General features: G+C 63.0%; 8 protein-coding genes and 1 pseudogene. 5 read left to right on the forward strand and 4 right to left on the reverse strand.

Features of this window, described 5'->3' with window-relative positions:
- Positions 1-62 precede the first annotated feature (62 nt).
- Both IFT82_RS17855 and IFT82_RS17860 read right to left on the reverse strand, forming a co-directional pair.
- A complete protein-coding gene (locus IFT82_RS17855; RefSeq protein WP_192129402.1) occupies positions 63-956 on the reverse strand; it encodes an MBL fold metallo-hydrolase in 894 nt (297 codons plus the stop codon).
- A 14-nt stretch (positions 957-970) separates the two neighbouring features.
- Complete coding sequence (locus IFT82_RS17860) at positions 971-1,519, reverse strand: isochorismatase family protein (RefSeq protein ID WP_192129404.1); 549 nt, start codon at positions 1,517-1,519, stop codon at positions 971-973.
- Between the two features lie 91 nt (positions 1,520-1,610).
- Between IFT82_RS17860 and IFT82_RS17865 the strand changes: the two genes are divergently transcribed.
- Positions 1,611-2,582: a GlxA family transcriptional regulator gene (locus IFT82_RS17865; protein WP_199860572.1), complete on the forward strand. Its 972-nt coding sequence runs from the start codon at positions 1,611-1,613 to the stop codon at positions 2,580-2,582.
- 175 nt (positions 2,583-2,757) lie between these two features.
- Here the strand turns inward: IFT82_RS17865 and IFT82_RS17870 are convergent.
- Both IFT82_RS17870 and IFT82_RS17875 read right to left on the reverse strand, forming a co-directional pair.
- A pseudogene (locus IFT82_RS17870) lies at positions 2,758-2,904 on the reverse strand (IS481 family transposase); the annotation flags it as partial.
- A gap of 389 nt (positions 2,905-3,293) precedes the next feature.
- Positions 3,294-4,322: a substrate-binding domain-containing protein gene (locus tag IFT82_RS17875; RefSeq protein ID WP_192129407.1), complete on the reverse strand. Its 1,029-nt coding sequence runs from the start codon at positions 4,320-4,322 to the stop codon at positions 3,294-3,296.
- Between the two features lie 115 nt (positions 4,323-4,437).
- On the opposite strand from IFT82_RS17875, the gene IFT82_RS17880 reads away from it, so the two are divergent.
- Genes IFT82_RS17880 through IFT82_RS17895 form a run of 4 tightly spaced genes read left to right on the forward strand, consistent with a single transcriptional unit; the run spans position 4,438 to position 13,491 of the window.
- Positions 4,438-6,498, forward strand: coding sequence for a glycoside hydrolase family 31 protein (locus IFT82_RS17880; protein ID WP_192129410.1), 2,061 nt, complete (start codon positions 4,438-4,440; stop codon positions 6,496-6,498).
- Between the two features lie 50 nt (positions 6,499-6,548).
- The gene (locus IFT82_RS17885; RefSeq protein ID WP_192129412.1) at positions 6,549-7,940 is read left to right on the forward strand and encodes an MFS transporter; all 1,392 of its coding nucleotides are present in this window, start codon (positions 6,549-6,551) and stop codon (positions 7,938-7,940) included.
- 38 nt (positions 7,941-7,978) lie between these two features.
- Positions 7,979-10,699, forward strand: a complete 2,721-nt coding sequence (locus IFT82_RS17890) for a cellulosome protein (RefSeq protein ID WP_199860573.1) — start codon at positions 7,979-7,981, stop codon at positions 10,697-10,699.
- Between the two features lie 41 nt (positions 10,700-10,740).
- Positions 10,741-13,491, forward strand: a complete 2,751-nt coding sequence (locus tag IFT82_RS17895) for a TonB-dependent receptor (protein WP_192129414.1) — start codon at positions 10,741-10,743, stop codon at positions 13,489-13,491.
- Positions 13,492-14,247 lie beyond the last annotated feature (756 nt).

Here is a 14,247-nt window from a genome sequence, read left to right on the forward strand (position 1 = left end):
CGTTGCTGGCGCCGTACGACGTCGTGGGGCAGCATCATCGTTGCTGCCCCACGACGCCTTCCCTAGATCGAAATATGCTCGCCGTCGGCGGGGATAAGTAGCCGCTGAGCGAAGCCTTCCTTTTTAGCAAAAGCTGCGAGATCGGCCCGACTAAGGACACAGTGGTTGATCGCTTCCATATGCGTCGCGACAAGCTGAGCGGTCGGTGCTGCGCGATGGACGGATAATACCCCCTGTGGACCCATCAGGATCGGCCCCAGATCAACCCATTGGGCATACCCCGCGTTGAGGACGATGACGTCCGGTTTGTAAGTCTGGACCGCCTGCGCCACGGCTGCATCCCAAATAGTGTCCCCCACGACGTAAACCGACTTGTGCGATTGGTGACGGAAAACAACGCCGCTGACGGGGTCGAGAGTTGGCACTGCGCGCAACACAGCGTCTCCGCCATGATGCCCGCCTGTCCGGGAAAGCTGGACACCCTTGAAGCGCGTATCTGTCGTCATGATCCGCACATCGGAAAAGCCCTGCCCGCGAATGGTGGCAGCGTCCGTTGCGTTCTGCACGAAGATTGGCATCGTCTTCGGCAGCGCCTTCTGCGCGGCATCATCCCAATGGTCGATATGCGTATGGGTGACGATAACAGCGTCGGCATCGACAAGGTCCGCAACTGAAACTGGCAAAGGAACGAGCGGATTGCGCAGATGGCTCATCGCTGAACCGGGGAAGCCCGGATAGGCACCTGGATCCGCAAACATGGGATCAACCAGGAACCGCACCCCGGCATAGTTGACGCGAATTGTCGCGTTCCGGATCTGGGCTATCGAGTCTCCGGTGCTTGCTGCAGGCAACGGCGCTGCCTTGAGCGAGGGGGCGACGCTGAGGGTAGCGGCAGCGGCACCACCGGCTGCCAGAAGCTGGCGCCGAGAGAAGCCGGACAGAGTTTCCGATGTCATAGTAATGCTCCAGCTTAGGCAGGAAGGAAGTCGGCGGTGGAGACTACCTGGCCGTAGGCAAAGGCGAGTGCAGCCATGAAGGCGGCGTGGACATGGGCCGCAGGGACCTCGACGCCGTTGATCGACAACGCGCGCGTGGCACAGGCGTCATCAATGACGGTCACTGCATAACCGAAGTCGAACGCTGCGCGAGCCGTCGCATCGATGCACATGTGGCTCATCGCGCCGACGATGGTCACCTCCTGCACGCCCGCATCATCGAGCAGTGCCTTTAGCCCTGTGTCGCGAAAGGCGTTGGGGTAATGCTTGGTGAGCGTTGTTTCACCGTCGACAGGTGCTACCGCCACGATGGTTTCGGTGCCGCTCGTACCGATCGCGAAAGGTGCATCGTCTGAACCCGGTGTCTCATGACGAATATGGACGACCAGTTCCTCGCGCTCCCGCGCTACAGTAAGGACGCGCATCGCATTGCCGACAGCTTGATCCAGCTTCTCCAGCGGCAGCTTGCCACTAGCTTCATATTCGTTCTGCAGATCGACCACGATCAGGGCGCGCTTGGCCACAACATTTCTCCCGTTCAGTATGGAGCCTTTCTACTAAACCTGCCCGACCTATATGAGTGGCGGGGATGACAAAAACCGGGTTGTAGACGACATGATCGAGATCGCTCTCGTAGCCTACCTCGGAGCCCAGCAGGCGGCGATATTGGGGATGACGGATCTATTCGTCACTGCCGATCGGATTGCCGCTGCGCTGCCGACGCAAGCCAACGGCGCCAGGCTGTTGGTCAGTCACTGGGGCGCAGCAGGGACGACGGGCCGGTTGGAGCGCATCTATTGCTCAGGGCCATGCAGCACTGATCCATCGATATGCATTCTGCCACCGGCGTTGGATGGCCCGCACGAAGCCACGGATTCAGACATGAAGGGCTGGTTGCTGGAACGGCACGCCGATGGCGCCGTGCTGGCCTCGATCTGCTCAGGTGCATTCGTACTTGGCGATACCGGCTTGTTCGACAACCGAAGCGTCACGACGCATTGGACCTACGAAGATCGCTTTCGCAGCCGCTTCCCCTTGGCGCGGGTTGATACCGATCGGATCGTCATTGACGACGGCGACGTCATCACGGCCGGTGGCGTCATGGCCTGGACCGATCTGTGCCTGACGATCATCGCGCGGTTCATGGGGGATGCCGTGATGATAGAAGTGGCCCGCGGCTTTCTTATTGACCCGCCTGGACGCGAGCAGAGCTATTATAGCGGCTTCAGCCCCCACGTCGGGCACAAGGACGAAGCCATATTGAAGGTGCAGGATTTCCTGGAGCATAGTGAGGGCAAAATAGTCGACGTGCCGACGCTTGCAGCTCAAGCCAGCCTTGAAGAACGAACACTCCTACGCCGATTTCAGAAAGCGACCGGCTACACCACGACCGAATACTGGCAGCGCCTGCGGGTATCGAACGCTAAGGTAAAGCTGCGTGGAACAAGGCTTGCGATCGACCAGATCGGCTGGGACGTGGGCTACACCGATCCGAGCGCGTTTCGGAAGGTCTTCCATCGCATCGTCGGCTTGTCCCCATCGGATTACCGACGACGGTTCGCTACGGCGAACAGATCCGCGGCCTGACGCTGCCTGCAGTCTGTGGGCAGCACCATATGCTGCCAGAGACGACAATCTTTAAAACATCTTCTTCTTCGAGAATGCCGGTTCGTGCAGATGGAGGGGCAGTACCAAAAAGCGTAGTGTCTTGAATCAGATTTGGAGAGGCGTATGTAAATGCGTGTACTATCCAAAAGCGTACCTAGGTGTTTAGTCCCGGTATCGGGTGGATCGGGTTGACGATGAACTGGTCTGGCTCTGACGTCCAGATCTTGGCAATATATTCGTAAGGTGTGAGGCCGCTCAGTGTTTTGAGCCGGCGGGCGAAGTTATAGGCGGCCATGAAGTCGGCGGTAGCCGGCAGATTGGTGGCCGGTGATGAGGGTAATAGTCTGGAAATGCACGTATGCGAAGAAGATCATACTTGGTTGCTAACTCTAGTTATCGCTGGTTCGGTGACGAGCCGGTGGCTTTCCCCCGATGAGGAGACCGTCTCAATGGTAACGTTGGATAGTTAAGCAATTAACCCCATTTCTCACTGAGAAGCGGCTCAGTCGGAGACGACTTCAAACGCGGCCGTTTCGGTTTCTGCCATTAAGCCGTTTGGGCAATTGATCCTGATTGCTGGCTGCCATCAAAAATCGACATGAACGAATGGCGGAAGTTGGGAATGGGCATTGAACTCTGAATGACCTGTTGTCGGTCGTCGATCATATGTAGTCTTACTAAGGGAGGACATCATACTGCAGATCGACGATGGCTCCGCCCGGGACGTAGTTCCATCGGCCAACGTCGTTGCGTGTGAAGGACATTGTCACTGGAATGGGATGCCAGATTTTGGACGATCCCTTTTGCAAGCGCCAGCCCAAGCTCTCCAAGATCCAGGGTAAAGCAGGTGAGGTCAGGTGACAGAGCCCGACATGTTGGACTGTCCCGCAGTCCAATCACCGAAATCTCACGTCCGGGCTCGAGCCCGAGCCCACGCAGCGCGCGATAAGCCCCCACCGGTGCCGTTTCACCCATCAGCAGCAGCGCGCTCGGCCGATCGTTCAACGCCATCAATTGCCGCGCCGTCACCTCGCCATCGCTTTCATCGGTTTCGCCGTTGTGGACCAGCGCCGGATCGAAAGCGATGCCGGCGTTGTCCAGCGCCTTTCGGTAACCGTCGACGATGATATGGCTGTGGTTGATCGTGGCCGGCGGTGCGACCAGTCCGATGCGACGATGACCGGCCGCCGCGAACAGCGCCACGGCTTCAGCGACGACGTTTTCGAAATCGAGATCGATCCAGGAGAAGGGCCGCGCCGTCGCGGAACGACCGAGGGCGACGAACGGAATCCTGCGATCGACCAGGAAGTCGATCCGGCTGTCCTCATAGCGGGTCGCTGACAGCAGCCAGGCATCGACGGTGCCGCGCGCAACATGGCGACGCAGGAAGGTGAGGCCGTCCTCCCCCTTGCGCGCAAGCAGCACGACCAGATCGAGACCGTGTTCGGCCAGCCCGGTCTGCACCCCCTCCAGCAGCGCCATGAAGAACGGATCGCCATGGACGGCACTGTCATGTTCCAGCGTCAGCATGAAGCCGATGGTGCCGGTCCGTCCGCTGCGTAGCGTCCGGCCCGACTGGTTGGGCGTGTAGCCCAGGCGCACCGCTGCTTCGAGTACACGCTGGCGGGTGGCGGCGCTTACGTCCTTGCGGTCGTTCAACGCGCGCGAAACCGTGCCGATCGATAGGCCGAGCTGGCTGGCAAGGTCGCGGATGTCCATGCCACCGTGATCGCGGCGCGGCTTCGTGAGCGCAAGTGGATTGACAGCGAAGCGACTCCACGCAACAACACCGGAAACGTTTACGGGACGGCGCGAACCGTACCCGAGGGAGAGGATGGCATTGGATACGCTTGCCTTGGAATCGCACTCGATCGGCTGGTCGTACAATGGCGACTGGCTGATGATCGAGGCGCATGGACCGGACGGCCTGCGCCTGCGGGCGTCCAATTGTCCGGCGCGGGCAGCGTCGCCGGGGGCGCTGCTCGACGTGGCGACGTCCGATCCGGTCGTTCGACGGGACGGTAACATCGCCCGGATCGAACAAGGCAATATCGCCGCGGAAATCGACCTGCAGGGGCGGGTGCGCTTTCTCGATCGAAACGGCCGGGTGTTGCTGGAGGAAAAATGGCGCCAGCGCGATACGGTGACGAAATTCTGGACGGTCGGCACGGATGCGACGGGCATGATCAGCGCGCTCGGCATCGCGGGGCGGGAGTTCATGCCGCTGCACGGCGACGTATCGCGAATCACCGTGCGGTTCGAGGCGAAGCCGGGCGAACGCCTGTTCGGCATGGGCCAGTATCAGCAACCCAATCTCGATCTGGCCGGCTGCATCCTCGAGCTGGCGCAGCGCAATTCGCAGGCGAGCGTGCCGTTCGTCCTGTCGAGCGACGGCTATGGCTTCCTCTGGAACAATCCGGCGGTCGGCGATGTCTGTTTCGCCGCCAACGGTGCGTGCTGGACCGCGCAGGCCGCGCACGCGATCGATTACTGGATCACCGCCGGCGATACGCCCGCCGCGATCGTCCGTAACTATGCCGCCGTCACCGGCACGGTGCCCAAGATGCCCGATTTCGCGCTGGGCCTGTGGCAGAGCAAGCTGCGTTATCGCACGCAGGACGAACTGCTGGCGGTGGCACGCGACTATCATCGGCGCGGCATCCCGCTGGCGGTGATCGTCGCTGATTTCTTCCACTGGCCGGTGCAGGGCGACTGGCGCTTCGATCCGCGCGAATGGCCCGACCCGGCGGCGATGACCGCCGAGCTGAAGGCGATGGGCACCGAATTGCTGGTGTCGGTGTGGCCGACGGTTGATCCGCGGTCCGAGAATTATCCGGAGATGGCCCAGAAGGGCTATCTGGTGCGAACTCGCCGGGGGATCGACATCCAGCAGGATTTTCTCGGCAACACCCGCTTCATCGATCCGACCCATCCCGGCGCGCGGGCGTTCCTGTGGGATCGGCTGAAGCGCAACTATCGCGATCTCGGCGTCAAACTGTTCTGGCTGGACGAGGCGGAACCGGAATACACCGCCTATGATTTCGACAATTACCGCTATCACACCGGCGGCGTGCCGGAGGTCGGCAACGCCTATCCGTTTCACTTCGCGCAGGCCGTCCATGACGGGCTGCGCGACGAGGGCGAGACGGAGATCGTCAGCTTGGTCCGCTGCGCCTGGGCGGGCAGCCAGCGGCAGGGGGCGCTGGTCTGGTCGGGCGATATCCACAGTTCGTTCGAGGCGATGCGCAACCAGCTGAGCGCCGGGCTGAACATGGGGATGGCGGGAATCCCGTGGTGGACCACCGATATCGGCGGCTTCCACGGCGGCGACGTCGACGATCCCGCCTTTCACGAACTGATGGTGCGCTGGTTCCAGTGGGCGGTGTTCACGCCGGTGCTGCGGATGCACGGCCACCGCGACCCGATCACGCCCCCCGCCGAGCCGTTCCGCGATGGCGTGGCGCAATGCGACACCGGCGCGGGCAACGAATTGTGGAGCTTCGGCGAGGCGGTGTTCGCGATCCTGCGCGACTATGCCGCCCTGCGCGAGCGCCTGCGCCCGTATGTCGCGTGGTTGATGGCGACGGCACACGCGCACGGCGATCCGCTGATGCGGCCAATGTTCTTCGACTTCCCCGACGACGCGCGCTGCTGGTCGCTGGACGACCAGTATATGTTCGGCCCCGACCTGCTGGTCGCGCCGATCGTGGCGGCGGGCGTGGCCGAACGCGATGTGTACCTGCCCGTCGGCGACTGGGTCGATGCGTGGAGCGGCGATGCAGTGACGGGCGGGTGCTTGGTCCGGTGCGCCGCGCCGATCGCGCGCATCCCGGTGTTCGTTCGCGTCGGTGCCGCCGTGGCGTCGGCCTTCGCCGAAGACGCCGCGACGAGTTGAGACCAACGGCACGCGCAAAGCGGCATCGACGGGAAGGAAAGGAGACGCTGATGGTGACGATCGCGCAACAGGGGGACGCCGGTATGGTGGGGCAAGGCTTTGCCGCACCCGTGGACCGCGTGCCGTTTTTCGAGAAGGTCTGTTATGGCCTCGGCGACGCAGGCGGCACGATCATCACCGGGCTGATCGCCAATTTCCTGACCTTCTACTACACCGACGTGTTTGGGCTGGCGCCGGGCATCGTCGGCATCATCTTCCTGTCGCTGCGCATTTTCGACGCCATTTCCGATCCGCTGATCGGGATGATGGCCGATCGCACCAACACCCGCTGGGGGCGCTTCCGGCCCTATCTGCTGTGGACCGCGATCCCCGTAGGACTCAGCTGCTTCCTGACCTTCCAGTCGCCCGACCTGGGCTATGACGGCAAGGTCGCCTATGCCGCCGCGACCTACTTCCTGCTGGCGCTGTCCTATTCGCTGAACAACGTGCCCTATTGCGCGCTCATCACCCGCATGACCGACAGCGCGCGTGAGGGCGTGGCGTGCCAGTCTGTGCGGTTCGCGATGGTCGCGATCGCATCGTTCGGGGTGTCGGTCGGCCTGCCGATCATGGTGCGTCATCTGGGCGGCACCGACCTGGCGCTCGGCTATCGCAACGGCGTCGCCATCCTCAGCCTGGCCGCGGTGGCGATGTTCCTGATCTGCTTTGCGTTCGTACGCGAGCGGGCGGCGCCGTCCGACGCGGTCGAACCGCCGCTGCGCGTCGCCATCGCCAACACGCTGAAGAACGACCAGTTGCGCCTGACCTTCGTCATGACACTGCTGCTGATCGGCATCTTCAACACCAAGGGCGGCGCCGCGCTCTATTTCATCACCTATGTGCTGAACGGCGGCACGACCTATCAGGCGCTGTTCTTCGGCATCGCCACCACCGGCGGGTTCATCGGATCGATCGTCGTCCAGCTGTTCACGCGGCGCTACGACGTGAAGACCATCTATGTGTGGGTCAATCTAGTGCTGGTCGCGGGCCATTTTGCCTCCTTCTTCGTGCCGGGCGATTATCCGACGATATGGCTGGTATTGGTCGGCCTGTGCTGCACCGTGCTGGGTTGCACCTTGCCGCTGCACTTCACGCTGATCCAGCTTGCCGACCAATATGGCGAATGGAAGCTCGGCACGCGGTCGTCGGGCATGAGCTTTGCGTTCAACCAATTCTTCGTGAAGCTGGCCTGGGCCGTGGCCGGGGTGCTCATCAGTGGGGTGCTGGTCGCGGTGTCGTACAAGGCCGGTGCCGGCAACCAGACGCCGCTCTCGCTCACCGGCATCACCCTGCTGTCCACCGTCATCCCCGGCCTGATGCACCTCGCGCTCGCGTTGACCGCGAACCGCCTGGTCCTGAACCGCGCGACGATCGACCGCATGACCGCGGAGCGCACGGCATGAACTGTCATCACCTTCCCAAAGAGGCCGAGCCACATTCCATGACAACCGCGCCATTCCGCCCCCGCCGCCCAGGCCGTCGTGCCACGACCATCGTCGCGGTCCTGCTCGGCTCGTACGCCCTCGTCGCTGCCCCGGTGGCAGGCCAGCAGGTGGCCGAGCGGCTGGAGGTAGATCTGTCGAGCGACACCGGCCCGGTTCACGGCGGCGCGTCCGGCACGCTGTACGGCCTGTACGATGCACGCCTGCCCAGCGCCAATCTGGTCGAGGGGATCGCGTTGCGCACCGTATCGACGAAGGCACAGGACGGGCCGCAGCATCCCGGTGCCGACGCACTGGAGGTATCGACGCTGCTGACCGACGCATCGGGCGGCGACACCTATATCTACATGACCGACATCTACCGCGAATTTCCCTATGCGTGGAAGACCGGCACCTGCGAACAGTCGGTGGCGTCCTATCTCGACAAGATACGGATGCAGACCGAACAGGTCCGCGCGATGCCCGCTCGCTATCGCGATCGCATCGTCTTCGCGCCGTTCAACGAGCCCGAAGGCAACATGTTCGGCAAGGCTCCCAAGGGATGCAACGGCGTCGGCTGGAACAAGAACCCGGCCGCGTTCTTCGACACGTGGGACCGTGCCTATCGCGCGATCCGCCAGATCCTGCCCGGTGCACGCATCGCAGGGCCGAACACCAGCATCCTCTATGACGAGGTGAAGGGCTTCATGGCGCATGCGGTGAAGTACGACACCGTGCCGGACGTCGTGACGTGGCACGAGCTGAGCAACCCCGCGACCGTGCGCGCCAGTGTCCGCAAATATCGCGCATGGGAGGAAACGCTTTTTGCAGGCACGCCGTTGCAGGGGCGTCACCTGCCGATCAACATCAACGAATACGCCCACAACTACCATACGTCGGTGCCCGGGCAGATGGTGCAGTGGATCGCCGCGATCGAGGATTCGAAAATCGATGCGGATATCGCCTATTGGAACATCGACGGGAATCTGAGTGATTCCGCGGTTCAGGCCAATCGCGGCAATGGCCAGTGGTGGCTGCTCAACGCCTATCGGACGATGCGCGGGCACAGCTTGGCCGTCACCCCGCCGCATCCGAACGTAAGCTACACGCTGCAGGGACTGGCGTCGTTCGATCCGGCGCGCGGGCAAGCCCGGCTGTTGTTCGGCGGCAGGAACGGCGCGGCGACGATCGCGCTGACGAAGGTGCCGGCATCCTTCGGCACGGCCGCGCGGGTGCGGGTGCGCGAGATCGGCTGGACCGGGCAACTCGGCGATGCGACGCCGCCGCTGGTCGTGGCCGAACGCGCGGTGCGGGTGCGCGACGGGCGGGTGGAACTGGCGTTCGGCACCAGCGACCTGCCGATGCTGCGGGAAGAATCGGCCTATGAAGTCGTCCTGACGCCGGGTGCCGAAGGATCACGGCTTACTGGGCTCACGGTGCCGTGGCGGCAGGATTATGAGGCGGAGGCCGCGCGCCGGACGGGCACCGGATTGACGGTGCGCGGGCCGGAGGGGTCGCCGAAGGATGTCGGCCGCTTCCACACCTCGGGCGGTTATTCGGTGGAGGGTTTCGCTACCGGCGTCGAGGCCGGGCTGGACTTCGCGGTCGATGTGCCGCGCAACGGCCGCTACGACCTGCGCGTTCTCGCCAGCACCTTCAACCAGGACCCGAAGGCCGCCGCACAAGGACCGACGAACGTCTTCCTGCGCATCGACGGCAAGGCAGCGGGCGAGGCCGAGCTGTTCCTGCCGCTCGGCTACAAGCCGTCCGTCCTCGACCACGCCGACACCGTGGTGATGCTGACGAAGGGCCGCCATATCCTGACGCTGGCGACGCGCAGCCTTGACGGCAAGCGCCGCACACAGGGCAATGCGCTGGTCGATCGCATCACGTTGTCGCTCGGCGATCCGGCGGTCGAGGCCCGATACGAGGCGCGGGACGCCTGGCTGACGCGGGCGAACGCCGAAGCCGATGCTGCTGATGTGGTGCGGCTCGACAAGGGTGATACCGCGACCTTCTGGGTCTATGCGGCACAGGACGGCCCGGCGCGGCTGACGCTGGAGACGGGCGAAGACGCCACGACCGGCCTCGCCGTCAACGGACGCACGTTGGCCCGTGCGGCGACCGATGCGTTTCTGGTCGGCGGCATCAACAAGGTGACGGTCACCGGGCTGACCGGCACGACCCGGTTACGTCGCCTGCGCGTCGATCGTGCGTCCGCATCCGCGATCCTCACCTATGAGGCGGAGGCCGCGACGATCGTGGGTACCGCGCGCATCATGCCCGCCTCGCTGGCGAGCGGTGGGCGAGCCGTGTTCGACATCGGCGGCGCGCCGGGCAACGGCAACACGCTGACCTTTCCGGCCGTCACGGTAGACCGGGCGGGCAGTTATGCGCTCACCATACGATACTCCAACGATGAACAGTCGAAGGCGACGCACTACAATCCCGATCCGCTCGCCCGGATCGCGCGCGTCTCGGTCAACGGCGCTGCGCCGGTGCTGGCGACCTTTCCCCACAGCTTCCACCGCAACAACTGGTGGGAAATGACGGTGCCGGTCACACTGCGCGCCGGCGCGAATACCATCCGCATCGCCGGCGAGGAACAGCCGAACTGGGACGGTCGCACCTTCGCCTCCCAGCAATGGCCGGGCGTGCTGCTGCGCTCGCGCTTCGCACCGAACATCGACCGTATCACCGTGGCGCCGATGCCGGGATCGAAGGCGCCCGCCACCCACTGACAAGACGACATCAACGAAGCCAAAAATCGAGGAGGGGTAATATGAAGAACATAATGATCGCACGCCTGTTGACGTCCACGGCAACAATGCTGGTGCTGGTGCCCGCCACACCGGCACTCGCCCAGCAGCAGGTGCCCGGCACGACCAGCGCCGACCCGACCACCGACACCACCCCGCCGACCGACGGTTCGACGGACGACATCATTGTCACCGGCATCCGCCAGAGCCTGAGCAGCGCGCAGAACATCAAGCGCAATTCGGACGCCATCGTCGACGCGCTGGTCGCCGAGGATATCGGAAAATTTCCTGACAATAATGCGTCGGAGGCGATCGCGCGGATCACTGGTGTGCAAGTGACGCGTTATGCCGACGAAGCCAACGGCGTGTTGATCCGCGGCCTCCCGAATGTGCAGACCACGGTGCAGGGGCGCGAGATCTTCACTGCCGACGGCCGCTCGGTCGCGATCCAGGATTTCCCGGCGCAGGCCCTGTCGCGCGTCGATGTGTATAAAGCGGTGACCGCGCAGAATCTGGAAGGCGGCATCGCCGGCCTGATCGACGTCGGACTGCGCCGGCCATTTGATTTCAAGGGCTTCGAGCTCGCCGGCGCGGCACGGGGCGTCTACAACACGGAGTCGCGCAAGCTCGACCCGATCGGCAGCCTGCTCGTCAGCAATCGCTGGCAGACCGGCATCGGCGAGATCGGCGCACTGCTCAACGCATCCTTCACCCAGACCCGCTATCTGAATTCGATCCGCTATCAGGGTTTTCAGGACAATGTGCCGACCGCGCAGCAGGTGTTGCCGACATCGGTCGGGCGCAATTTCACCTTTCCACAGGATATTGGGCTCTTCTATCAGCGTGGCAATCGTCAGCGGCCGTCGATCAACGGGTCGCTGCAATGGCAACCGTCCGACAATCTGATGATCTACGCCGATGGTCTGTATCAGGGCTATCGCAACAAGGTCGCCAATGACTTCTTTGGCCTCTCGATCCAGTCGAGCACCACCGGGGGCAGTCCACCACCAATTCGCAACGCGGTCCTGACGCAGGACGAAACGACGCTCGATTCGTTCGACATCGATCTGGGCATCGTCAACGGCCCGACCAAGCAGGCCGGGCGTGGCCGCACCGACACGCTGCAAGGTGCGCTCGGCGCCCGGTGGGAGGTGAGCAATGCCGTCTTCACAACCGATCTGGCGTTCACCAAGTCGACGGTCGACAACACCTATTACGAATTCCAGACCCAGATGATGGGTCCACTGTCATTAGCGGTACGGCTGAACGCGGAACGCAGCGTCGATTTCGTACCCACCGGCGCCGACTTCACCAATCCGGCGAGCTTCAACGTGCGCGGTCTCTATGAGAATAGGAGCCGCGCGACCGGCGACCAGTGGCAGTGGCAGGGCAATATGGACCTCGACACCGGCTCCACCTTGTTGCCAAAGTTCAAGTTCGGATTGCGCTATGCCAACCGCAACGCCAATTCGACCTATGGTGATCGCTATGCAGGTCTCGCCGGTCTGCGCGATCCCATCTCGCGGGTGCCCGGCGTGTCCGACGGCAAGATCATCGAGGCCGGTTTCCACGGCGATGACGTGCAGAAATTCCGGTCCTGGTTCGCACCGGACGCCGACATCCTGAACGACCGCATCAACGACGTGCGCGGTTATGTCCGCGACGCACTGGTGCGCGCCAGCGCCGATGCGGGAACGCGCGGGCAATGGGCGCCGGAACGACCCACCCTCAACCCCCTGAACGCGTTCTCCGCGCGCGAGCAGGTGTTCAGCGGCTATGCACAGGTCGACTATGCGTTCGACCTGGGTATCCCGATCGATGGCGTGATCGGCACGCGCATGGTCATCACCCGCAACCGGCTGGACGGGACCAACTCGCTGCCAGGCGCAGGGGGCACGACGTTGCTTGTTCCGATCGCGTCTTCCCAACAATACACCGACGTGCTGCCGAACATCAGCGCGCAATTGCATTTCACCGATCGCCTGAAGCTGCGCCTGTCGCGCACGGAGGCACTGACCCGGCCGGGCTTCAACCAGATCAATCCGACGCTGACGGTGCAGCAGGGGACGATCGGCGGCAACATCTCGTACACCGGCAACGGCGGCAACCCGGACCTGCAACCGGTCCGTTCCGACAATTATGATGCGTCGCTGGAATATTACTTCTCACGCACCGGATCGGTATCGGTCGCGGGCTTCTATCGCGAGATCGATGGCTTCATCAATTCGCTGCCGCAGATCGTGAATGTCGCGCCGTTCGGCAACATCCTCGTCTATCGCCCGACCAATGCCGGCTTCGGCAAGATCAAGGGGATCGAGGCGGCGGCGACGACCTTCTTCGACTTCCTGCCCGGTGCGCTGCGCGGTCTCGGTGCGCAGGCCAATTTCACCTATATCGACGGCGAACAGACGCTGCAGTCGGCGGCGAACTTTGTGGGTGGTCGCAACACCCTGCCGGGAGTGTCGAAGTACAGCTTCAACGTCATCGGTCTCTACGAACTCGGGCCGACGAGCATCCGGCTGGCGTACAACTACCGCAGTGCCAACGTCGACGGCTTCGGCGCGCCGGGCGTATTCACGACCGTTTATTCGGATTCGGTCGGCCGCCTCGATCTGTCGGCTAGCTACAACATCAGCGACAACCTGACCTTCACGGTCGACGCCACGAATCTGCTGCGCACGCCGTATCACAGCTACGTCAAGGATTCCCGCTACCCGCGTGACGTTCGATGGGAGGCGAGCCTGTTGTCGGCGGGCGTCCGCTTCCGCTTCTAAACAGTGACGACGAGGAGGAGGGCGGCAATCAGTCCGATCCGGCTGGCACTGATGCGAAAAGTCGCCCTCCTCGCCGCTACGGCCACAGGCGCGGACAATCTCATTATCCAGAGGCGCTTTACCACTGACGCCGCGCCGTTCGCCCGCGACGGGGTGGTGTCTTTCTTCATCAGCGATGACGAGGACTAGGTCATCCTAAACAGAACAAAGTTGAGCCTTTGTACTCTTCGTCATAACTGAAGCGGGCAAAAAGGGGCCATACTACGAAGGTGAATGGATGTCTGAAATTGGGCGCGGGGGGGAGGGGCGTGAATGTTCGATCCTGTTAGGGAAATCTGGCACCGGCAAGTGTATGATATTCTCCAAAGCAAGAAGCCGCGGGCCTTCGATGCTGACCTATGGCTTTTTCGGTTTTCGGCAGTTGGACCGTCGGGTGGGCCAGCCGGCGGCAGTCGTCCTGGCCGGAGCGGTGCTGACCACGGAATACGAAGTCAGACGCTGATCTCGAGCCGGGCCGCAAGGCGGATGTGACGTTGCGCTCGTTGCAGGTGTCATTAAGCAATGGCCCGCTTCTGATGGTCGCAACGTCGCGGCCGGCATTTAATCCCCTGATGAAGGACGGCGAGACAATGACGACGCTTCAGTCACGTGCGTTGGCCGGCGGCCTGCTCTCTCTCACGGCGCTTGCGCAATCCGTACCGGACAGATGGTTCGGGGAATCTGCACAGCGGGGATAAGTGGATTGCCGATCTGACA

Source organism: Sphingomonas sp. CFBP 8760, from assembly GCF_014841615.1.
Taxonomy (GTDB): Bacteria; Pseudomonadota; Alphaproteobacteria; order Sphingomonadales; family Sphingomonadaceae; genus Sphingomonas.

Bases quoted from the DNA above. Each gene is read 5' to 3' on its own strand.
- IFT82_RS17855 (WP_192129402.1), bottom strand. From the start codon at position 956: ATGACATCGGAAACTCTGTCCGGCTTCTCTCGGCGCCAGCTTCTGGCA.
- IFT82_RS17865 (WP_199860572.1), top strand. From the start codon at position 1,611: ATGATCGAGATCGCTCTCGTAGCCTACCTCGGAGCCCAGCAGGCGGCG.
- IFT82_RS17875 (WP_192129407.1), bottom strand. From the start codon at position 4,322: ATGGACATCCGCGACCTTGCCAGCCAGCTCGGCCTATCGATCGGCACG.
- IFT82_RS17880 (WP_192129410.1), top strand. From the start codon at position 4,438: ATGGCATTGGATACGCTTGCCTTGGAATCGCACTCGATCGGCTGGTCG.
- IFT82_RS17885 (WP_192129412.1), top strand. From the start codon at position 6,549: ATGGTGACGATCGCGCAACAGGGGGACGCCGGTATGGTGGGGCAAGGC.
- IFT82_RS17890 (WP_199860573.1), top strand. From the start codon at position 7,979: ATGACAACCGCGCCATTCCGCCCCCGCCGCCCAGGCCGTCGTGCCACG.
- IFT82_RS17895 (WP_192129414.1), top strand. From the start codon at position 10,741: ATGAAGAACATAATGATCGCACGCCTGTTGACGTCCACGGCAACAATG.